Below are 20,044 nucleotides of genomic sequence, written 5' to 3'. Positions count from 1 at the left end.
GCCACCCGTTCGACTAGCGTCGTGACATGACCAGCGACACCCCTCCCCCGCACGGCGCACCGCTCGCCGAAGCCCTTGCCGCAGGAACCGTCGTCCTGGACGGGGGCATGTCCAACCAGCTCGAGTCCGCCGGGCACGACCTGAGCGACGAGCTGTGGTCCGCGCGGCTGCTGGCCGAGCGGCCCGAGGCGATCACCGAGGCGCACCTCGCCTACTTCGAGGCCGGCGCGGACGTGGCGATCACCTCCAGCTACCAGGCGACGTTCGAGGGCTTCGGGCAGCGCGGGATCGCCCGTAAGGAGGCCGCCCGGCTGCTCGCGCTGAGCGTGGAGCTGGCCCGGGAAGCCGCCCGCCGGGCCGGGGACAAGGGGGTCGCGCGCCCGCTGTGGGTGGCGGCGTCGGTGGGGCCGTACGGTGCGATGCTCGCGGACGGTTCCGAGTACCGGGGCCGCTACGGGCTGAGCGTCGAGGAGCTGGAACGTTTCCACCGGCCCCGGCTGGAGGTGCTGGCCGCCGCCGCGCCGGACGTGCTGGCGCTGGAGACGGTGCCCGACGCCGAGGAGGCCGAGGCACTGCTGCGGGCGGTGCGGGGACTGGGGGTGCCGGCCTGGCTTTCGTATACGGTCGACGGTGAACGGACGCGGGCCGGCCAGCCTCTGGACGAGGCGTTCGCCCTGGCAGCCGACGCGGACGAGGTGATCGCGGTCGGGGTGAACTGCTGCGCCCCCGAGGACGTCGACGCGGCCGTGGCGACGGCGGCGCGGGTCACCGGCAAGCCGGTCGTCGTCTACCCGAACAGCGGAGAGGCCTGGGACGCCGCGGCCCGGGCGTGGAACGGCCGCTCCACCTTCACCCCCGAACAGGTCCTGGGCTGGCGGGAGTCGGGCGGGCGCCTGATCGGCGGCTGCTGCCGGGTGGGACCCGAGGCCGTCGCGTCGATCGCTCGGACGCTGGGAGCGTCGTAGCTCCACGCCCCCGGACCGGGGTCAGTCCTGTCGCGCCCCTCCGGCGCGGCGCAGTCGGCGCACGGCCGATCTGAGCTCCGTACGGCGGATGATCCGGCCGCCGGTGAGGGGATCCAGGGGCGTGGCGGGTGTGCCGGGTGCGGCCGGTGAGGCGGGCGGGGCCGGGTCGGCTGCGGTCGTCCAGAGGGCGAGCTCACGATCCCGTAGCCCGTATGCGGTATACGATCCATCGGCGCCTGTATGCGAAATGTCGTCGTTCGTAGGCGCCCGACCGTCGTCCGCGGGCGAAGGCTCACCGAAGACCCGCACCGGATGCCTGGCGTCCCACGACTCCCACCCCGGGTCGCCCGTCGCCACGAACCGCACCCAGGCGGCGTGCAGGTCGTCGGCCAAGTCCTGCGGGGCGCCCTCTCCGGCGAGTTTCGCCGAGTCGGGCTTGTGGCCGGTGTCGAAGACGAAGCCGAGTTCGAGGGCGTGGCAGGCGCCGAGGCCCGGGCGGCGCGACGGCCAGGCGAACTCGTACACGTACGACGTTCCGGGGCGGGCGTCGGCCAGGCGCCGCAGGGGCAGGCGCAGCAGGTGGTCGGTGACCATCTGGCCCACGATCTCGGCGGTGCCGGATTCCGGGCTCAGGGCACGGTAGCCGCGCGGCACCTCGTGGCCGCAGCGGCAGCGGGCCATGGCCCCGGCCAGCGCGACGGCGCCGAGCCGGTCGACGCGTTCGAGCAGGCCGCCCGGTACGAGCCAGAGCCGGTACTCGTCGCGGGTCCAGCCCAGCAGGAGGTCGGCTCCGGTGGCCGCGTCGCCGTCGACGAGGGCCTGGAGCGGGTCGCGCGGGACGAGGTCGCCGTCGACGACGATGCCGAAGGCGGGCCCGCCGAGGACGGGGCTGCTGAGTCTGCCGACCTCGGCCTGGGTGCGCAGCAGCAGATCGCGGTCGACGGCGGCGAAGGCCTCGGCCGTGGCGGGGATCTTCAGCCGGGTCGCCATCCGGCGCACCATGCGGCGCACCTTGTCGCGTTCCAGGGCTTCCGGCGGCCCGCTCTGCAGGACGGCCCGCCGGAACAGGCCCTGGGCCTGGGGGGCGGCGATGAGCGCGCCGGTGCTGATGGCGCCGGCGGACTGCCCGGCCAGGGTGACCCTGTCGGGGTCGCCGCCGAAGGCCCTGATGGACCGGTGGACCCACCGCAGCGCGGCGAGCTGGTCGCGCAGGCCCGGGTTGGCGGGGGCGTCCGGGAAGAGCCCGTACCCCTCCACGCCGAGCCGGTAGTTGATCGAGACGAACACGATGCCGTCACGGGCGAAGTGCCGTCCGTCGTAGACCGGCACGGCCGAGGAACCCCTGGTCAGCGCGCCGCCGTGCAGCCAGACCAGGACGGGGAGGCGGGCGCCGGGGCCGGGGTCGGGGGTCCAGACGTTGAGGTTGAGACAGTCGTCGCCGGGCACGACCGGGTCGGACAGGTACTGCGCGAAGGCGTCGGAGTACGGCGGTTTGGGCGAGGTCGGCCCGAACGCGCCGGCGTCGCGCACCCCGTCCCAGGGCTCGGGCGGCTCGGGCGGCCTGAACCTGCGGGGGCCGAAGGGGGGCGCCGCGTAGGGGATGCCCCGGAAGACCGCGATGCCGTGCTCGTACCGTCCCCGTACGGCCCCGTAGGGGATCGCGACGACCGGGGCGGGGGCGCTCCGGTCGTCGGCCACGGGGTTCGTCTGGTCCGCCGTCATCTGCCACCAGCCCTTCGCCGCGGTGTGCACCGGTAGTACCAGAGCATCACACCGGCGCGCGGTATTCCGGTGCACGAGCCTGCGGCAGGGCTGTTCGGCGTACACGAGGGTGCCGAAACCGAGCCGCCCGCAGCCGACGCCGGTGGACTTCGCCTGCGCCTTGGGGGCGGGGACCACGGGAGACGTACTTATCGGCCGGGCGATCCATCCGGCCGATTGACCAGGCTTCCGGAGCGGACCTACGGTGGAAGGCGCTCGCAGAAAACGCTTTCCACGCACCTCAGGAGGGTCATGCCCAGCGCCCAGCCGCCGAGGGCCGTGTTCGCCATGGATCCGGTGCACCTACCCCTGCTGTTCCCCGCCCCGCTGCTGGCCCGGCTGCGGCAAACGGCCGAGATCGATCCCGCCCTCGTCGTGCGGGACTTCGCCGACCCCGTCGCGGCCTCGGCGCTGGCCACGGCCGATGTCCTCATCACCGGCTGGGGATGTCCGCACCTCGACGGGGACGCGCTCGGGGCGGTCCCCCGGCTGCGCGCGGTGCTGCATGCGGCGGGATCCGTGCGACCGCTGGCCGGCGAGGCCCTGTGGGAGCGAGGGGTAACCGTTTCCAGCGCGGTGGCCGCAAACGCAGTACCGGTGGCCGAGTACACGCTCGCGATGATCCTGCTCGCGGGGAAGGACGCGTTCACCCACCGCGAGCGCTATCGCCGTACGCACAGCGGGCCCGCCCCCGCCGAGACCGCCGCCCTCGGCAACGCCGGCCGCCGGATCGGCGTCGTCGGGGCCTCCCGGGTGGGCCGCCGTCTGCTGGAACTGCTGCGCCCCCACGACTTCGAGGTCCTGCTGCACGACCCGTACGTCGACGCGGCCGAGGCGGCCGAACTCGGCGCCCGGCTCTCCTCCCTGGAGGATCTGCTGCGGCACAGCGACATCGTGAGCCTGCACGCGCCCGACATCCCCGAGACCCACCACATGCTGGACCGTGCCCGCCTCGCCCTGGTGCGCGACGGCGGCGTACTGATCAACACCGCCCGCGGCGCCCTCGTCGACCACGCGGCGCTCACCGACGAACTGGTCTCCGGCCGGCTGCACGCCGTCCTGGACGTCACCGACCCCGAGCCGCTGCCCGCCGACTCACCCCTGTACCGGCTCCCCAACGTCTTCCTCACCCCGCACATCGCGGGCTCCCTCGGCAACGAACTGGAGCGGCTGGGCCGCGTCGTCGTCGAGGAACTGGAGCGTCTGGCGAGCGGTCTGCCGCCGGCGCACGAGGTCCGGCACGCGGACCTGGCCCGGGTGGCCTGAGGCGGGCGGGAGCCCGGCACTCCGCCCGCCGCGGCCTCCCGTCGCCGCCGTCCGACCGGTCACGGCCTTTTCGAAGGCGTCCGGCACCCAAGATCCCGCGATTCCCGGCGTCTTCACGTCGCGCGGAGCCACCCCTAGGATAGCAAGCGCTTTCTGCGAGCCGGCTGTCCGGATCGGCTCCGAAAGGGCGCTGGTCGAGCTTTCGCTGGCCCTCGGGCGGGCCGGAGAGGTGGTTCCGCATGGTGCGCACGGCGAGTGGGAGCGCGACGGCCGGTCCGACGCTGGCGGTCGTGGCCCGCGAGGCGGGGGTGTCCGTACCCACCGCCTCCAAGGTGGTCAACGGCCGCGAGGACGTGGCACCCGAGACCAGACGCCGGGTCACGGAGGCGCTGGACCGGCTCGGTTATGTGCGCAGACCGCGCTTCGACGCGACGAAGCCGCCCCGGCTGGTGGACCTGGTCGTGCACTCGCTGGAGAGCTCCTGGTCGGGGGCGGTGCTGCACGGGGTGGAGGAGGCGGCGCACGACGCCGGTCTGGACGTGGTGGTCTCGGCCGCCCTGTCCCGCACCCGGGCGGGCCGTCCGCAGCGCGGCTGGCTGGACAAGCTGACCCTGCGCGGGTCCGCCGGAGTGCTGTTCAACCTGGCGGAGTTGACGGCCTCTCAGTACGCGTGGCTGGAGCAGCACCGCACACCGTTCGTGATGATCGATCCGGTGGTGGAGCCGCCGCCGGGCGTGGTGTCGGTGGGGGCCGCGAACTGGCAGGGCGGGGTGACCGCGACGGAACATCTGCTGGCGCTCGGTCACGAGCGCATCGCCGTGGTGGCCGGGCCGCGCCGCAAGATCTGCAGCAGTGCCCGGGTGGCCGGCTACCGATCGGCGCTGGCGTCGGCGGGCCTGCCGCACCGACCCGAGTACGTGCGCGACGGCGGCTTCGAGGAGGTGGTGGCCCATCGCCGGATGTGTGAACTCCTCGACCTTCCCGAGCCGCCGACGGCCGTGTTCGTCTGCTCCGACAGCATGGCGCTGGGGGTCTACCAGGCCGTGCTGGAGCGGGGGTTGAGGATCCCGTACGACATCAGCGTGGTCGGTTTCGACGATCTGCCCGAGTCCCGCTGGGCCAGCCCCGCCCTGACCACCGTCCGCCAGCCGCTGGCGGAGATGGCGGCGACGGCGCTGCGGCTGCTGGTGCGGATGATGGACGGCGAGCATCCGGAGGGCACGCGGACGGAGTTGTCCACGCGGCTGGTGGAACGGGCCAGCACGGCTCCGCCCCGGCTCTGAGTCGCACCGCGGCCGCGGGCCCTGGACCTGGAGTCCGGCGTCCGGTGTCCCGGCGTCCGGTGCGTGCCGGCCTTTCCGTCAACGGAAGCGGATCGGAGGGCGGTTCACGTCCAGGTCGTCACCCTGCCTCGGGGCCGAACCGTGCCGCCCAGGCGATCCCGCCCCGCAGATGGGCCAGGAAGTCCGGGTCCCGGTAGGCCTCCGAGGCGTGGCCGAGCGCGGTGTAGAAGACGCGGCCCTCGCCCTCCTCGCGGCACCACACCAGGGGGTGGTCGGCGCCCATCCCGCCGCCGTCGTACGAGGCCTCGTCGGCGCCGGCGAGGACATGGACCCGTCCACGGGGACTGGTGCGGAAGTCGTACCACTCGTCGGTGAAGTCCCAGACGGCCGGGAGATGCCGGGTGGCGGGGTGGTCGTGGTCCTCGATCACCGCCCTGCCGGGCTGGTACGCGGGGTGGCGGTCGAAGCGGGCGCCGAGGAGTTCGCCGTAGTACGGCCAGTCGTACTCGGTGCAGGCCGCCGCGTGCACCCCGACGAAGCCGCCGCCCGAGCCCACGTACCCGGCGAGGCGTTCGCGTCCGGCGGGAGTGAGGACCTCGCCGCTGGTGGAGAGGAAAACCACGGCCGCGTATCCGTCGAGCGGGGCCTCCAGGGCGGCCGGGTCCTCGCTGTGGTCGACGGTGAAGCCCTCCAGGGCGCGTACGGCGGTGACGGCGTCCGGGATGGAGTCGTGGCGGTAGGCGGTGGTGCGGGTGTACACGAGCAGGCGGGCGGTCATACGGCCGAGCCTATGACCGGGACGGACCGGGCCCCAGGGAGATCATCGGGGCGAAATTTCCGGGACCCCGGCCCCCGGCACCTTCCCCGCTCTCCGCCGACTCGTCATCCGCCCACGCCGACGTCGTTGTCGGGCGCGCCGTCGCCCTCCGGCGGCAGGTCGCCGCGCTCCACCGGCTCGCCGCCCGCGGGGGCGGAGGGCAGGAGGGTGTCGAGTTCGGCGGCGGTGGGGCGATGGGCGTTCTCGGCGGCCTCGCGCAGGTCGTCGCGGGGCACCCCGTCGCCGCTGATCCGGATGACCAGGTCCTTCTTCGGTACGGCGTACTCACTGCTGCCGTCGGTGGTGCGGTACCAGGTCTCGCCGTCGCGTTCGCAGGCGGTGGAGGCGCCGTCGGTGCCGGCGACCGGCTGACCGGAACAGTCGGCGGCGGTCAACGTGCCACGTTCGACGGACAGTTGGAAGAACTTGCCGCTCTTCCGGGAGAAGTAGGCCGCGGAGAAGCCGTCGTCGCCGTGCACGCCGACGGACTGCTGGGCGAGGGTGTAGCCCTCGACGTCCGTGGTGTACACGAGGTCCGGGGCGATGCCCAACGCCTGTGCCCTGTCGGCCAGTTCGGTCGGGTCCGCCGCCGCGCCGGGCCGCTCGTCGCCGCAGGCCGTGAGCAGCAGGGGCAGCAGCGACAGTGCCGGCAGGGCACGCAGGGCACGGATCATGGGGTCATCCTGCCGGACAGGTGTTCCACGGGCGCGGCCTTTTCGGTGGCGTGGCGCGTAGGCTCGGGCGGGATGGACACGATTCCCGCACGTCTCGACCACATCGTTCTCGCAACGCCCGATCTGGCGGCGACGGTCGCTGAGTTCACCCGGCGCACGGGAGTGGTTCCCGCACCGGGCGGGGCGCACGTCGGGCACGGCACCCGCAACCATCTGGTGGGGCTGGGCGGCCGCGCCTACCTGGAGATCCTCGGTCCCGATCCGGAGCAGCCCGAACCCACGGGCCCGCGCCCCTTCGGCGTGGACGGCCTCGACGCCCCACGGACCATCACCTGGGCGATCAGCCCCCAGGACCTGGACGCGACGGTCGCCGGCGCCCGCGCACAGGGCTACGACCCGGGTGACGTGCGGGACATGAGCCGGCGCCGTCCCGACGGCACCCTGCTGCGGTGGCGGCTGACCGACGGAGGCTCCCCGCACCCGTCCGGGCTGGTGCCCTTCCTCATCGACTGGGGGACCACCCCGCACCCCTCCGCGTCCGGGCTGCCCGTGACCCCGCTGCGGGAGATGACCGCCACGGCCCCCGACCCGGACGAGATCCGCCCGCTGCTGGCGGCCCTGGGCACCGGTCTCTTCCTCACCGAGGGCCCGGCCGCCTTCTCCTTCACGGTGGACACCCCGAACGGGCCGGTCACCTTCACCTGAGGCCCCCGGCGCGGGCGCCACGCTTCGCGCAGCCGCGCCGGGCCGGTGTCCGATTCCTTCAAGACCGGCAGCTCGGGCCCTGCCTAGCCTGGCCGCATGAGTACACGTTTCGATGCCATCGGACTGGTCGTCTCCGACATGGCCGCCTCCGTCGCCTTCTACCGCCGGCTCGGGTTCGCGTTCCCCGACGGGGCCGAGCGGGAGCCCCACTGCGAGGCGGAGCTGCCGGGCGGGCTGCGGCTGCTGCTGGACACCGAGGAGACCGTGCGTTCCTTCCATCCGGGCTGGCGCCCGCCGTCCGGAAGCGGCCGGGCCTCGCTCGCGCTGCGCTGCGACGCACCGGCGGACGTGGACGCGGTGTTCGAGGAGCTGGTCGGCGCCGGTCATCACGGCGAACTCAAGCCGTGGGACGCCTTCTGGGGCCAGCGGTACGCGGTCGTCCACGACCCGGACGGCAACGGCGTCGACCTGTTCGCGCCGCTACCGCCGCAGTAGGTCGCTCAGGGTGGTCCCGGTGAACTCCCTGACGTCACGGGCGAGATGGGCCTGGTCGGCGTATCCGGCGCGGGCCGCCGTGTCCGCGTACGGCACTCCCGCCCGGGCCAGGCCGAGGGCCCGCTGCAGACGCAGGATGCGGGCCAGCGTCTTGGGTCCGTAGCCGAAGGCGGTGAGGGAGCGGCGGTGCAACCGGCGGGCGCCGAGGCCGAGTTCGTCGGCCGTGGTGGAGACGGGGCGGCCCGCGGCGAGCGCGGTGACCAGCCGGCGCAGTGCGGGGTCGGGCGGGGTCGCCCGCTCCAGCGCCACCTCTTCCAGGGCCGTGACCGGGTGGGCCGCCGCGGCGATCCGGCCGGTCAGGCGCCGCACCCGGGCCGCGGGCCACAGGTCGGCCAGCTCCACGCGGCGGTCACGCAGTTCGTGGGCCGGTACGCCGAGAAGGGCGGGTGCGGTGCCGGGGAAGAAGCGGACACCGGCCCAGGCGGTGGGCGGGCCGCCGGGGACGTATGCGCGGGTGTCGGGGCCCGCCACGAGCAGGCGGCCGTCGTTCCAGAGCAGGTCCATGCAGCCGTCGGGCAGGACCGGCCGCGCGCCGGGCCCCGGCACGGGGGCGTTCGTCCAGACCACCGCCCCGGCCAGCCGGGAGGGCCGCTCCTCGTACACGTGGGCCAGGCTACGCCTCCATCCGGGCAACGGTGGCCGCAGCGGACGGTCGCGCAGGGCCCGTCGGGCCGCGTTCCCGGAGGGGGTACGAGGGGTCACGGATCGTCGCGGGTGGTCACGACGCTCGTGTCCGGCCCGCGTTCGGACTCCCCCTGTGCGCCGGCTGGAGGACGGCCGAGGACTCCGCCGACGACGGCATCGAGGGGCCCGCCGGTGACGCGCGGACGGTCGGCGACGGCGCGGGCAGCGCGCGGGCCGGGCGTGGCAGGTCATCGACGTTCGGTTCGCCCACGGCACCGGTGAGGCGGCGTACGGCTGCGGCCCGGTCCGGGCGCCTCCCGCACCGGCGGCCCGGGAGGCGCCGGCACCAGCGGCGCGGGACACGACCGTCCGTGGTGCGCCGAACCGTCTGGACGGGGCCCGGCACCCAGCCGCCGGCCGGGGCGCCCGCCGGGAACCCGGCCGATTCAACGGAACACGCCCCGCCGAAGCGCCCGACAACCAGAACGCCCGCCCAGGGCCCGGCCCGGCCAACCGGACGCGCACGCGGAGGCCACCCGAAGACCGCTGCACGCCCCCGGGGCCCAGCCGACGAACCGGAGGCCCCGCACGAAAGCGCCCCACGGCTGGAACACCCGCCCGGAACCCAACCGACGACCGGGACACCTGGGTCCCCGCCGCCTCGGCCGTCAGCCCCCGCAGCTGCCGTGCGGGCCGCCCGCGCGGCCTCCCGCACCGCCTCCCAACGGTGCCACCGCCCCCGTCGGCCCGAGCCGGCTCGCCGCCGGGCACGGGGCGAAGGACACCGGCGCGGGGCGCAAGACGTCGGGCGCAGGGCAGGGGGCGCAGGGCGCGGGGCGGGCCGCAGCTCGGCCGGCCGGGTCTCGTAGCGCGGCAGCGGCAACGGCACTGGGCCGTCCGGGGCCGGCCCCGTAACGAGCCGGTGTGCGCGGTGACCAGGGTCGGTGCGGGGCTCCCCGCCGCCGAGGATCGTGCGGGAGGGGACGGCGCCCCCGCACGAGCCCGCTCACTTCTCCGGCGGAGGCGGTTCCTCGCCGTTCGTTCCGGTGACCCCGTTCGGCTTGGGGGTGCTCTTCGCGTGGGTGCGCAGCCGGGCCGTGACGTCGTCCGGCGGGAGGAAGCGCGACCAGCGTTCGGGGAACTCGGAGGGCATGTCCGGGTCGTCGGGGTCGTCGTCGTGGGAGCGGGCCGCCGTCATGCGGGCGACGTACTCGGCGGCCTCCTCCTCGCGCAGCCGTTCGTTGGCGGCGCGGGCGGCGGCCGTGGCGGCGGCGGGCCAGACGCGGTCGATGGCGGCGTTGACGGCGGCGCCGACCAGGACGGCGAAGGCGGACACACCGATCCACAGCAGGACGGCGACGGCGGCGGCGAGGGAGCCGTAGATCGTGGCGCCCTCGATGGTGCTGGTGAGGTAGATGCGCAGCAGGAAGCTGCCGAGGACCCACATGGCGAGGGCGACCAGGGCGCCGGGGACGTCCTCGATCCACGGGGAGCGCACCGGCACGGACACGTGGTAGAGCGTCGTCAGGAAGGCGATGGACAGGACGATCACGACCGGCCAGTACAGGACCTGGACGACGGTGGTCGACCAGGGCACGATCCGCACCACGGCGTCCGGGCCGGCGACCATGAGGGGCAGCGCGACCGAGCCGATCAGCAGGGCCGCGATGAACAGCAGGAACGCCACCAGCCGGGTCTTGACGATGCCGCGTACGCCGTCGAGGCCGTACATGACGGTGATGGTGTCGATGAAGACGTTGACGGCCCGCGATCCCGACCAGAGGGCGAACAGGAAGCCGATGGAGATGACGTCGGGCCTGCCGCCCTTCATCACGTCGTCGAGGATGGGCTGGGCGATCTCGGCGACGCCCTTGTCGGACAGGACCGTGCGGGAGGCCTCCAGGAGGTTGCTCTCCAGGCTGCTGATGGAGTCGGTGCCGGTCCAGTCGTCGACGTAGCCGAGCAGGCCGATGAGACTGAGCAGCAGCGGCGGCACGGACAGCAGGGTGAAGAACGCCGCCTCGGCGGCGAGACCGAGGATGCGGTACTCGATGCAGGAGTTGACGGTGTCCTTCAACAGCAGCCAGGCGGTCCGCCGCTTGGAGACGTTCCGGTAGAGGGCACGCGCCCGGTGGAGGCGTCCCGTGGGGCCTCCGGGTGGCTCGGGTGACTGTCTTGCTGGCTGCACGCCCTAAAGGTATCCGCCGTTCGGGTCTGCACTCACCTCCGGCGAGACGGCGTGGCCGGGCCGGGAAGCGGCACGCGGGCTCCGGGCGGTCATGACGGGCGTACCCGGGGGTAGGTTCGCGGTATGGCAGGCAGCACGCACACCGTGAGCAACCAGCCCCCTCCGCTGAGCGGGTACGACGTGTACGGCAGCGACCGGGCCCTGGTGTCCGCCGTGGAGCGGCACCTCGATCCCGCTCTGCTGGAGGAGGTGCGCGGGGAGCTGTCCGCGCTGGGGCGGGCCGCCGGGTCGGCGCAGTTGCAGGAGTGGGCCGTGCAGGCGAACGAGCATCCGCCGACCCTGCGCGCGTACGACCGTTTCGGCCACCGGGTCGACGAGGTCGATTTCCATCCGGCGTGGCACCGGCTGCTCGGCAAGGGGGTCGGCGCCGGTCTGACGGCGGCCTGGGCGCGGCCGGGCGGGCATGTGCGGCGGGCGGCGGGGTTCGTGGTGTGGACGCAGGTCGAGGCGGGCAACGGCTGTCCGCTGTCGATGACGCACGCCGCGGTGCCCGCGCTGCGCGCCGACCCTGAGCTGGCCGCCGAGTGGGAGCCCCGGCTGACGTCCACGATCTACGACCGTGAGCTGCGGCCCGCCCGGCTGAAGGCGGGGGCGCTGTTCGGGATGGGGATGACGGAGAAGCAGGGCGGCAGCGACGTACGGGCCTGCACGACGGCGGCCGAGCCGCTGGCCGAGGCCGGGACGTACACGCTGACCGGGCACAAGTGGTTCTGTTCGGCGCCGATGTCGGACGGGTTCCTGGTGCTGGCGCAGGCCCCGGAGGGGCTGACGTGCTTCCTGGTGCCGCGGGTGCTCGAGGACGGCACGCGCAATCCGTTCCGTCTGCAGCGGCTCAAGGACAAGCTGGGCAACCGGTCGAACGCGTCGGGTGAGGTGGAGTTCGACGGGACGTGGGCGCGCCGGGTCGGGGCGGAGGGGCGCGGGGTGCGCACCATCATCGACATGGTCGCGGCGACCCGGGTGGACTGTGTGCTGGGGTCGGCGGGGCTGATGCGGCAGGCGGTCGCGCAGGCCGTGCACCACTGTTCGTACCGTGCGGCGTTCGGCGGGAAGCTCGTCGACAAGCCGTTGATGCGCAATGTGCTGGCCGATCTGGCACTGGAGTCGGAGGCGGCGACGACGCTGGGGCTGCGGCTCGCGGCGGCCTACGACGACGGCGGTGAGCAGGAGCGGGCGTTTCTGCGGATCGCCGTTCCGGCCGCCAAGTACTGGGTGACCAAGCGCTGCACGCCGGTGGTGGTGGAGGCGGCGGAGTGTCTGGGAGGAAACGGTTACGTCGAGGAGTCGGGGATGCCGCGGCTGGTGCGCGAGTCGCCGCTGAACTCGGTCTGGGAGGGTGCGGGCAATGTGCAGGCCCTCGATGTGCTGCGGGCCCTTCAGCGCGAGCCGCGGGCGCTGAACGCGTATCTGCAGGAGGTGGGGCTGGCGCGCGGGGCCGATCACCGGCTGGACGCGGCGATCAAGGGGCTGCTGACGGAGCTGGCCGATCTGGAGGGGGTGGAGGCGCGGGCGCGGCGGCTGGCGGAGCGGTTCGCGCTGGTGCTCCAGGGGGCGCTGCTCGTACGGTTCGCGCCGCCGGAGGTGGCGGACGCGTTCTGTGCGTCCCGGCTCGGCGGGGACGGCGGCGCGGCCTTCGGCACACTGCCGCACAGTCTTGATCTGGCGGGTGTGGTGGAGCGGGCCGCTCCTGGGGTCTGAGCTGCGCGGACAGGGAGCGGGGGTGGTGCTGCGCCGACACGGCACCACCCCCGCAGCTCTGGCCCTGCGAGGCCACGATCGCCGCTCGGGACGGCGTGGCTCAAGTTTCGGACACGGTGTGGATGTTCACCAGGGTTGCAGGGGGTTGCAACTTGTCGGTGGTTGTGACCGGAGTGCGCCCCTCCGGCCGAGGTGGACGGCAAGATGGGGCCGCCGGCACGACTGGAAACAGTCGCAGCGGGAACTTGACATCCGGTCGTCTCAGCGTGTCCTCCCGGGAGGCTCTTGTGGCCCACTCGCCGATGAACGTGCCGCAGCTCGCGGCCGTCGACGCCGCGCGGGCGGCGCGGGTGCTCAACGAGGTGCGTGACGCGCGGCTGGCCGGCCGGCGGGCGCGGGTGGCGCCGCGCCCGGTGATCGAGCAGTCCTGGGAGCGGATGCTGCGCAGCGGGCTGGATCCCGAGAACGGTTTCTCCGCCGGTCTGCTGAGCGCCGACGAAGTGCGGCGCCGCCGGGAGGAGTCGCCGCTGCGGGAGGTGCTGCCCGTGCTGCGGGAGGGGCTGTTGTCGGTGGCGGACGTCGCGCAGCACATCATGGTCGTCGCCGACGCGGAGGGCCGGGTGCTGTGGCGGGAGGGCTGTTCTCCCGTGCTGCGCAAGGCCGACGGGCTGGGCTTCGAGCTGGGCGCGGACTGGGGGGAGGGCGTGGTCGGCACCAACGGGGTGGGCACGCCGGCGGTGGTGCGGCGGCCGGTGCAGGTGTTCGCCGGTGAGCACTTCGTGCGTGCGCACGGCACCTGGACGTGTGCGGGTGCCCCGATCTCGGATCCGCGCAACGGCCGGCTGCTCGGTGTGGTCGATGTGAGCGGGCCGTTGGAGACGATGCATCCGGCCACGCTGGCCTGGGTCGACTCGGTGGCGAAGCTCGCCGAGGCCAGACTGCGGGAGCTGCACGTGGGTTCGCTGGAGCGGCTGCGGGCGGTGGCGGCGCCGGTGCTGGCCCGGCTGGGCGGCCGGGCGGCGGTGGTGGACGGGGAGGGCTGGACGGCGGCGGTGACCGGGATGCCGTACGCCGGCCGGATCGCGCTGCCCAAGTCGCCGTCGGCGGGGCGGCGGTGGCTGCCGGCGCTGGGGCCGTGCGCGCTGGAACCGCTGGCCGGGGGCTGGCTGGTGCGGCCGGTGGACGAGCCGGGCGAGCGGTCGCCGAGCGGGGCCGCCCACATCGTGCTGGATCTGAGCCGGTCGCGCCGCTGGTCGGTGACGGTGTCGGGCGGGGCCGGCTCCTGGTCGCGCGAACTCAGTCCGCGGCATGCGGAGTTGCTCTACCTGCTCGCGGTGCACCGGGGCGGGCGCAGCGCGTCGGGCCTGGCCGAGGACATGTTCGGCGACCCGGCGCGCACGGTGACGGTGCGGGCCGAGATGTCGCGGGTACGGCGGTATCTGGGGGGACTCCTGGAGCATCGGCCGTATCGTTTCTGCGAGGCGGCGGAGGTCGAGGTGCTCCTCCCGGCCGACCCGGCGGACCTGTTGCCCCAGTCGACGGCGCCCGCGGTGCTGCGGGGCCGGGTTCGCACACCGTAGCGACGCAGGGAGGGGCGCCGCCGCGACGGCGGGCCCACCTGCCGTAGTGAACGAATCGCGCACCGTAGCAGGAATGCTGCACCCGGTGGCATCTTCCGCATATTTGCGCAGTCTTCGTCCGGGAAGGCGGCCGACTGCCGTAGCATCCTCTACGGGTCACCCCACCTGCTCCTCGGTCAACGTACGGATCATCAGGCGCAGTTGGCCCGCCTCGGGAGGACGAATGAGACATCGCGGCCGACACCGCCGGCGCAGGCGGGGCAGGGCGGTACGCGCCTTCCTGGCCGGAACCGCTCTCGCGCTCACCGCCGCCGCCACCATGATCAGCGCCTCCCAGGCCACGGTCACCGACGACGGTCCCGGCGCCCTGAAGCCGCTCGCCGTGTCCGCGGCGGCGCAGGGCACGGTCCTGACGGAGGACCGGGTCCCGCAGGCCGATCTGGACCGGCTCGCCGCCGGGATGGGCCGGCCGGTCGGTGTGGGCGCGGTGCTGGCCGGCGCCGACCGCACCCTGCGCAACTCCGGCGACTGCTCGGCGGCCGAGCGCGGGGACCTGCCGGTCTCCCCCGCGGCCACGCGCGCGTACTGCTGGAACACCGACGACACCGAGGGCTGGCGGGCGGGCGCGGTCACCACCTCCGGGGACGCGGACGACGACGGCTTCTGGGGCAGCAACCGGGTCATCCTCTCCGGCTGGTCGCGCACCGGCGGCGCGGCGGCCGACCGGGGTCTGGCCCGCGTCGCCTTCGTCGACGCCGACGACCTGGACCACCTCTCCTACACCTGGGTGCTGCTGGCCGTCCCGGTGGACGGCGGCCGCGACTACCGGGGCCTGGCCTCCCATGTCTCCGGGATGGTCTGGTACCAGGACAAGCTGCTGGTCACCGCCGGCGACGGGGACGCGTCCGCGCTGTACGTGTACGACATGAACCGCATCCAGCGCGCCGATGTCACCGGCGAGGCGGTCGGCCGGGTGGCCGGCGGCTGGTCGGCGCACGGCTACCGGTTCGTCCTGCCGGCCGTGGGCTCCTACCGGCTCGACGGCGCCGCGGACTCCCCGCGGCCCACCACCGTCTCCCTCGACCGCAGCACGGCTCCGGACAGCCTGGTGGCCGGCGAGTGGACCCTCGACGGCGACGACCGGACGGCCCGGCTGTGGCGCTACCCGTTCAGCACGGCCGGCGGCCAGGAGGGCCTGCTCGCCGCGGACACCGACGGGCGCGTGCGCGCGTCGGAGGCGTACGAGACGAAGCTCACCGGCGTGCGGGGCGTGCTGTCGTACGACGGCGACTGGTACGTCAGCCGGGCGGCCGCGGGCCGGGAGCGGCACGGCGTGCTGTGGCGGCAGACCACCGAGGGGGCGAAGGCCGCGAAGTGCGGCGCCGCCGGGTCGCACGCCTGCTGGAGCGGGCACACCGAGTCCCTCTCCTACTGGGCGGAGACCGGAGAGGTCTGGACGCAGTCGGGACGGGTGCTGTTCGCCACACCGCTGGGCTCGATCGGCGGATCGGACCGGTAGTCCCGGCGGGCGGCACGGCCCGGTCCGTGGACCGCGATCGACAGATCCTCGGCTCCGATGATTCCCTGACCGCATGACCCACATCCCCGTGACCACGTGGTCCCTGGAGCAGACCGCCCCGGCCGATCTCCTCCCGGCCGCCGCGCCGGACGGTGACGTCCGGATCGTCCGCTCCGAGGTGCCCTCGCCCGAGTTCAGCCGCTTCCTGTACGCCTCGGTGGGCGGGGACATCCGCTGGATCGACCGGCTGAGCTGGTCGTACGCGCGCTGGACGGAGCACCTGGCGCGTCCGGGGGTCGAGACCTGGGTCGCCTACGACCGGGGCACGCCGGCCGGGTACGTGGAGCTGGAGCCGCAGGACGACGGGGTCGTGGAGATCGTCTACTTCGGGCTGATCCCGGCCTTCCGCGGGCGGCGGATCGGCGGGCACCTGCTGTCGTACGGGGCCGCCCGCGCCTGGGACCTCGGGGACCGCTGGCCGGGGCTGCCGGAGACCAAGCGGGTGTGGCTGCACACGTGCAGCCTGGACGGTGAGCACGCCATGGCCAACTACCAGCGCCGGGGCTTCAAGCTGTTCGACACCAAGGTGGAGGAACAGCCGCAGGTGTCCGCGCCGGGCCCCTGGCCGGGTGCGCACCCCGCCTGACGAGGGCCCGCCTAGCCGTTCTGACCTGCGTGGACAAGGGTTCGCGCAGGTCATGTGATCGAGGACACCCTCGTCTCGCATCTCGGGACAAGGGTGTCCACATGGCGGATAAAGCTGGACTGTGTCCAGATCGCCGTGACACGCTTCCGTCATGTCTGGAACTGGAATTGCCTTGGTGAGTCGGCGGCACGTCGACCTCGGCCGCATGTCCAGCGCCATCTGTCCGGCGAGCTGAGCAGTCCAGCAGCGCCGACGTCTCCTGATCCTGCCTCCCCTGCGCAACGACGCGCACGCATGCCTCCATGCGCCCGTACCCGCAGGTGAGAGCCTCCTGCCCGCCACCCGACCGCCCCTCGCCGGACGGCGCTACGCGCCGGCCCCATCCGTCGCTGTCCCGAAGGACGTATTCACCATGGCCGCCACCCCGCAGAACCCTGCCGCCTCCGCGCCCCGCCGCAAGGTGAGCCGTCACCGCGGTGAGGGTCAGTGGGCAGTGGGTCACTTCACCCCGCTCAACGGCAACGAACAGTTCAAGAAGGACGACGACGGTCTCAATGTGCGGACACGCATTGAGACGATCTACTCCAAGCGCGGTTTCGACTCGATCGACCCCAACGACCTGCGCGGCCGGATGCGCTGGTGGGGCCTGTACACCCAGCGCAAGCCCGGGATCGACGGTGGCAAGACCGCGATCCTCGAGCCGGAGGAGCTGGACGACGAGTACTTCATGCTGCGCGTCCGCATCGACGGCGGCCGGCTGACCACCGAACAGCTGCGGGTGATCGGGGAGATCTCGCAGGAGTTCGCGCGCGGCACCGCGGACATCACCGACCGGCAGAACGTCCAGTACCACTGGATCCGCATCGAGGACGTGCCGGAGATCTGGAACCGCCTGGAGGCGGTCGGCCTGTCCACCACCGAGGCCTGCGGCGACACGCCCCGCGTGATCATCGGCTCCCCGGTGGCCGGCATCGCCGAGGACGAGATCATCGACGGCTCCCCGGCGATCGAGGAGATCCAGCGCCGGATCATCGGCAACAAGGCGTTCTCGAACCTGCCCCGCAAGTTCAAGTCCGCGATCTCCGGCTCGCCGCTGCTGGACGTGGCGCACGAGATCAACGACGTCGCGTTCGTCGGTGTCGAGCACCCCGAGCACGGCCCCGGCTTCGACCTCTGGGTCGGCGGCGGCCTGTCCACCAACCCCAAGATCGGCGTCCGGCTCGGCGCCTGGGTCCCGCTGGACGAGGTCCCGGACGTCTACGAGGGCGTCATCTCCATCTTCCGCGACTACGGTTACCGGCGCCTGCGCACCCGCGCCCGCCTGAAGTTCCTGGTCGCCGACTGGGGCGCGGAGAAGTTCCGCCAGGTGCTGGAGGACGAGTACCTGGGACGCAGGCTCACCGACGGCCCCGCGCCCGCGCAGCCGGTGGAGCGCTGGCGCGACCACGTCGGCGTGCACCGCCAGAAGGACGGCCGTTTCTACGTCGGTTTCGCACCGCGTGTCGGCCGGGTCGACGGCGCGACGCTGTCGAAGATCGCCGACCTCGCCGAGGCGCACGGCTCGGGCCGGGTCCGTACCACGGTCGAGCAGAAGATGATCGTCCTCGATGTCGAGGAGACGCAGGTCCAGTCGCTGGTCGACGCCCTGGAGGCGCTGGATCTGACCGCCAAGCCGTCGCCGTTCCGGCGCGGCACGATGGCCTGCACCGGCATCGAGTACTGCAAGCTCGCCATCGTCGAGACGAAGGCGCGCGGCTCCTCGCTGATCGACGAACTGGAGCGCCGCATCCCGGACTTCGACGAGCCGATCACCATCAACATCAACGGCTGCCCGAACGCCTGCGCCCGTATCCAGGTGGCGGACATCGGTCTCAAGGGACAGCTGGTCCTCGACAAGAACGGCGAGCAGGTCGAGGGATACCAGGTCCACCTCGGCGGCGCGCTCGGTCTCGAGGCGGGCTTCGGCCGCAAGGTCCGTGGCCTGAAGGTCACCGCCGAGGAACTGCCGGACTACGTGGAGCGCGTGCTGAAGCGGTTCCAGGACGAGCGCGAGGACGGCGAGCGGTTCGCCGCCTGGGCCGCGCGCGCCAGCGAGGAGGCCCTCTCATGAGCGAGCGGGCCGCCCCCTTCTACTGCCCCTACTGCGGCGACGAGGACCTGCGACCGAACGAGCAGAGCCACGGCGCCTGGGAATGCGTGGCCTGCAACCGCGCTTTCCAGCTGAAGTTCCTCGGGCTGCTGGCCCGGGGCGTTCAGCGCACCGAAACGGGAGGGGAACGGATATGACGACGGTTCAGGAAGGCCGTACGACCGAGGAGTTGAAGGCGCTCGCCGAGCAGGCGGGCCGCGACCTGGAGGACGCCTCCGCCCTGGAGATCCTCCAGTGGGCGGTGGACACCTTCGGCAAGGGCTTCTGCGTGACCTCCTCCATGGAGGACGCGGTCGTCGCCCACCTGGCGTCCCGGGTCCTCAAGGGCGTGGACGTGGTGTTCCTCGACACCGGCTACCACTTCCCCGAGACCATCGGCACCCGGGACGCGGTCGAGGCCGTGATGGACGTCAACGTCATCACGCTCACCCCGCGCCAGACGGTCGCCGAGCAGGACGCCCAGTACGGGCCGAAGTTGCACGACCGCGATCCCGACCTGTGCTGCAAGCTGCGCAAGGTGCAGCCGTTGGAGGAGGGGCTCAAGGGGTACCGGGCCTGGGCCACCGGCCTGCGGCGCGACGAGTCCCCGACCCGGGCGAACACCCCGGTCGTCGGCTGGGACGAGAAACGGCAGAAGGTCAAGATCTCGCCAATCGCCCGCTGGACCCAGGACGACGTCGATGCGTACATCACCGAGCACGGCGTACTGTCCAACCCCCTGTTGATGGACGGCTACACCTCCGTGGGCTGTGCCCCCTGCACCCGCCGGGTCCTCGAGGGCGAGGACGCACGCGCCGGACGCTGGGCGGGGCGCGCCAAGACCGAGTGCGGGCTGCACGGCTGACCCCCATGACACAGACATTGGAGAACCACGTGACGACCGGAGCCACCGTCTGGCTCACGGGTCTGCCGAGTGCCGGCAAGACCACCATCGCGTACGAGCTGGCCGGCCGGCTGCGCGAAGAGGGCCACCGCGTCGAGGTGCTCGACGGCGACGAGATCCGCGAGTTCATCTCGGCGGGCCTCGGTTTCAGCCGTGAGGACCGGCACACCAACGTGCAGCGCATCGGCTTCCTCGCCGAACTGCTCGCCCGCAACGGTGTGAAGGCGCTCGTGCCGGTGATCGCGCCGTACGCGGACAGCCGGGAGGCGGTGCGCAAGCGCCACCAGGAAAACGGTTCCGCCTACCTGGAGGTGCATGTGGCGACTCCGGTCGAGGTGTGCTCCGTACGTGATGTGAAGGGCCTGTACGCCAAGCAGGCGGCGGGCGAGCTGACCGGGCTGACCGGCGTCGACGACCCGTACGAGGCGCCCGAGTCGCCCGATCTGCGGATCGAGTCCCAGGATCAGACCGTGCAGGAGTCCGCGGCGTCGGTGTACGCCCTGCTCAGCGAAAGGGGACTGGCGTGACAACCGTCGCCACGGCTCAGGAGGGCACGGCCGGACCGTACACCCTCAGCCATCTGGACGCGCTGGAGTCCGAGGCGGTGCACATCTTCCGCGAGGTGGCGGGCGAGTTCGAGAACCCGGTGATCCTGTTCTCCGGCGGCAAGG

Annotated in this window: 19 protein-coding genes and 1 pseudogene; 15 read left to right on the top strand and 5 right to left on the bottom strand. The window is 73.2% G+C overall.

Features of this window, described 5'->3' with window-relative positions:
• The first annotated feature begins 26 nt into the window (after positions 1 to 26).
• Positions 27 to 965, top strand: a complete 939-nt coding sequence (mmuM, locus tag ACFY2L_RS29680; RefSeq protein ID WP_390823923.1) for a homocysteine S-methyltransferase — start codon at positions 27 to 29, stop codon at positions 963 to 965.
• A 21-nt stretch (positions 966 to 986) separates the two neighbouring features.
• Here mmuM and ACFY2L_RS29675 read toward each other — a convergent pair whose 3' ends face one another.
• On the bottom strand, positions 987 to 2,687 hold the full coding sequence (locus ACFY2L_RS29675; RefSeq protein ID WP_390824004.1) for a carboxylesterase/lipase family protein: 1,701 nt from the start codon (positions 2,685 to 2,687) through the stop codon (positions 987 to 989).
• 291 nt (positions 2,688 to 2,978) lie between these two features.
• Here ACFY2L_RS29675 and ACFY2L_RS29670 point away from each other — a divergent pair, with 291 nt between their 5' ends.
• Complete coding sequence (locus ACFY2L_RS29670) at positions 2,979 to 3,992, top strand: hydroxyacid dehydrogenase (protein WP_390823922.1); 1,014 nt, start codon at positions 2,979 to 2,981, stop codon at positions 3,990 to 3,992.
• A 239-nt stretch (positions 3,993 to 4,231) separates the two neighbouring features.
• Positions 4,232 to 5,275: a LacI family DNA-binding transcriptional regulator gene (locus ACFY2L_RS29665; protein WP_390823921.1), complete on the top strand. Its 1,044-nt coding sequence runs from the start codon at positions 4,232 to 4,234 to the stop codon at positions 5,273 to 5,275.
• 118 nt (positions 5,276 to 5,393) lie between these two features.
• Here ACFY2L_RS29665 and ACFY2L_RS29660 read toward each other — a convergent pair whose 3' ends face one another.
• Positions 5,394 to 6,053, bottom strand: a complete 660-nt coding sequence (locus ACFY2L_RS29660) for a ThuA domain-containing protein (protein ID WP_390823920.1) — start codon at positions 6,051 to 6,053, stop codon at positions 5,394 to 5,396.
• 104 nt (positions 6,054 to 6,157) lie between these two features.
• Positions 6,158 to 6,766, bottom strand: a complete 609-nt coding sequence (locus ACFY2L_RS29655) for a hypothetical protein (protein ID WP_390823919.1) — start codon at positions 6,764 to 6,766, stop codon at positions 6,158 to 6,160.
• 72 nt (positions 6,767 to 6,838) lie between these two features.
• On the opposite strand from ACFY2L_RS29655, the gene ACFY2L_RS29650 reads away from it, so the two are divergent.
• Both ACFY2L_RS29650 and ACFY2L_RS29645 read left to right on the top strand, forming a co-directional pair.
• A complete protein-coding gene (locus tag ACFY2L_RS29650) occupies positions 6,839 to 7,471 on the top strand; it encodes a VOC family protein (RefSeq protein WP_390823918.1) in 633 nt (210 codons plus the stop codon).
• Positions 7,472 to 7,567: 96 nt separating this feature from the next.
• Positions 7,568 to 7,966 (top strand): VOC family protein, encoded by a 399-nt coding sequence (locus tag ACFY2L_RS29645; protein WP_390662528.1) that lies wholly within the window; start codon positions 7,568 to 7,570, stop codon positions 7,964 to 7,966.
• Here the strand turns inward: ACFY2L_RS29645 and ACFY2L_RS29640 are convergent.
• Together ACFY2L_RS29640 and ACFY2L_RS29635 are read right to left on the bottom strand one after the other, a co-directional pair.
• The gene (locus tag ACFY2L_RS29640) at positions 7,952 to 8,629 is read right to left on the bottom strand and encodes a helix-turn-helix domain-containing protein (protein ID WP_390662529.1); all 678 of its coding nucleotides are present in this window, start codon (positions 8,627 to 8,629) and stop codon (positions 7,952 to 7,954) included. The genes ACFY2L_RS29645 and ACFY2L_RS29640 overlap by 15 nt on opposite strands.
• A gap of 1,027 nt (positions 8,630 to 9,656) precedes the next feature.
• Positions 9,657 to 10,838, bottom strand: coding sequence for a YihY/virulence factor BrkB family protein (locus ACFY2L_RS29635; RefSeq protein WP_390662530.1), 1,182 nt, complete (start codon positions 10,836 to 10,838; stop codon positions 9,657 to 9,659).
• 123 nt (positions 10,839 to 10,961) lie between these two features.
• Here ACFY2L_RS29635 and ACFY2L_RS29630 point away from each other — a divergent pair, with 123 nt between their 5' ends.
• The 10 genes and pseudogenes from ACFY2L_RS29630 to ACFY2L_RS29585 form a co-directional block, all read left to right on the top strand.
• Complete coding sequence (locus ACFY2L_RS29630; protein ID WP_390662531.1) at positions 10,962 to 12,596, top strand: acyl-CoA dehydrogenase family protein; 1,635 nt, start codon at positions 10,962 to 10,964, stop codon at positions 12,594 to 12,596.
• 287 nt (positions 12,597 to 12,883) lie between these two features.
• The gene (locus ACFY2L_RS29625) at positions 12,884 to 14,176 is read left to right on the top strand and encodes a GAF domain-containing protein (protein ID WP_390662532.1); all 1,293 of its coding nucleotides are present in this window, start codon (positions 12,884 to 12,886) and stop codon (positions 14,174 to 14,176) included.
• A 223-nt stretch (positions 14,177 to 14,399) separates the two neighbouring features.
• Complete coding sequence (locus tag ACFY2L_RS29620; protein ID WP_390823917.1) at positions 14,400 to 15,695, top strand: hypothetical protein; 1,296 nt, start codon at positions 14,400 to 14,402, stop codon at positions 15,693 to 15,695.
• 73 nt (positions 15,696 to 15,768) lie between these two features.
• Complete coding sequence (locus tag ACFY2L_RS29615) at positions 15,769 to 16,341, top strand: GNAT family N-acetyltransferase (RefSeq protein WP_390662534.1); 573 nt, start codon at positions 15,769 to 15,771, stop codon at positions 16,339 to 16,341.
• A 151-nt stretch (positions 16,342 to 16,492) separates the two neighbouring features.
• Positions 16,493 to 16,576: a putative leader peptide gene (locus ACFY2L_RS29610; protein WP_309486338.1), complete on the top strand. Its 84-nt coding sequence runs from the start codon at positions 16,493 to 16,495 to the stop codon at positions 16,574 to 16,576.
• Positions 16,577 to 16,753: 177 nt separating this feature from the next.
• The gene (locus ACFY2L_RS29605) at positions 16,754 to 18,451 is read left to right on the top strand and encodes a nitrite/sulfite reductase (RefSeq protein WP_390662535.1); all 1,698 of its coding nucleotides are present in this window, start codon (positions 16,754 to 16,756) and stop codon (positions 18,449 to 18,451) included.
• The gene (locus tag ACFY2L_RS29600; protein WP_390662536.1) at positions 18,448 to 18,627 is read left to right on the top strand and encodes a hypothetical protein; all 180 of its coding nucleotides are present in this window, start codon (positions 18,448 to 18,450) and stop codon (positions 18,625 to 18,627) included. Before ACFY2L_RS29605 ends, ACFY2L_RS29600 begins: the two co-directional genes overlap by 4 nt.
• Positions 18,624 to 19,334, top strand: a complete 711-nt coding sequence (locus tag ACFY2L_RS29595) for a phosphoadenylyl-sulfate reductase (RefSeq protein WP_390662537.1) — start codon at positions 18,624 to 18,626, stop codon at positions 19,332 to 19,334. Before ACFY2L_RS29600 ends, ACFY2L_RS29595 begins: the two co-directional genes overlap by 4 nt.
• A gap of 29 nt (positions 19,335 to 19,363) precedes the next feature.
• Positions 19,364 to 19,900, top strand: a complete 537-nt coding sequence (cysC, locus tag ACFY2L_RS29590) for an adenylyl-sulfate kinase (protein ID WP_390662538.1) — start codon at positions 19,364 to 19,366, stop codon at positions 19,898 to 19,900.
• Positions 19,897 to 20,044: pseudogene (locus ACFY2L_RS29585) on the top strand (sulfate adenylyltransferase small subunit); the annotation flags it as partial. The gene cysC and the pseudogene ACFY2L_RS29585, both read left to right, overlap by 4 nt.

The organism is Streptomyces sp. NPDC001381 (assembly GCF_042895685.1).
In the GTDB taxonomy this organism is placed as follows: domain Bacteria; phylum Actinomycetota; class Actinomycetes; order Streptomycetales; family Streptomycetaceae; genus Streptomyces.
This window is presented reverse-complemented; position numbering and strand designations above follow the sequence as displayed.

Excerpts from the sequence above, each read along its gene's own strand:
- mmuM (WP_390823923.1), top strand. The coding sequence starts at position 27 with ATGACCAGCGACACCCCTCCCCCGCACGGCGCACCGCTCGCCGAAGCC.
- ACFY2L_RS29675 (WP_390824004.1), bottom strand. The coding sequence starts at position 2,687 with ATGACGGCGGACCAGACGAACCCCGTGGCCGACGACCGGAGCGCCCCC.
- ACFY2L_RS29670 (WP_390823922.1), top strand. The coding sequence starts at position 2,979 with ATGCCCAGCGCCCAGCCGCCGAGGGCCGTGTTCGCCATGGATCCGGTG.
- ACFY2L_RS29665 (WP_390823921.1), top strand. The coding sequence starts at position 4,232 with ATGGTGCGCACGGCGAGTGGGAGCGCGACGGCCGGTCCGACGCTGGCG.
- ACFY2L_RS29660 (WP_390823920.1), bottom strand. The coding sequence starts at position 6,053 with ATGACCGCCCGCCTGCTCGTGTACACCCGCACCACCGCCTACCGCCAC.
- ACFY2L_RS29655 (WP_390823919.1), bottom strand. The coding sequence starts at position 6,766 with ATGATCCGTGCCCTGCGTGCCCTGCCGGCACTGTCGCTGCTGCCCCTG.
- ACFY2L_RS29650 (WP_390823918.1), top strand. The coding sequence starts at position 6,839 with ATGGACACGATTCCCGCACGTCTCGACCACATCGTTCTCGCAACGCCC.
- ACFY2L_RS29645 (WP_390662528.1), top strand. The coding sequence starts at position 7,568 with ATGAGTACACGTTTCGATGCCATCGGACTGGTCGTCTCCGACATGGCC.
- ACFY2L_RS29630 (WP_390662531.1), top strand. The coding sequence starts at position 10,962 with ATGGCAGGCAGCACGCACACCGTGAGCAACCAGCCCCCTCCGCTGAGC.
- ACFY2L_RS29620 (WP_390823917.1), top strand. The coding sequence starts at position 14,400 with ATGAGACATCGCGGCCGACACCGCCGGCGCAGGCGGGGCAGGGCGGTA.
- ACFY2L_RS29615 (WP_390662534.1), top strand. The coding sequence starts at position 15,769 with ATGACCCACATCCCCGTGACCACGTGGTCCCTGGAGCAGACCGCCCCG.
- ACFY2L_RS29610 (WP_309486338.1), top strand. The coding sequence starts at position 16,493 with ATGTCTGGAACTGGAATTGCCTTGGTGAGTCGGCGGCACGTCGACCTC.
- ACFY2L_RS29605 (WP_390662535.1), top strand. The coding sequence starts at position 16,754 with ATGGCCGCCACCCCGCAGAACCCTGCCGCCTCCGCGCCCCGCCGCAAG.
- ACFY2L_RS29600 (WP_390662536.1), top strand. The coding sequence starts at position 18,448 with ATGAGCGAGCGGGCCGCCCCCTTCTACTGCCCCTACTGCGGCGACGAG.
- ACFY2L_RS29595 (WP_390662537.1), top strand. The coding sequence starts at position 18,624 with ATGACGACGGTTCAGGAAGGCCGTACGACCGAGGAGTTGAAGGCGCTC.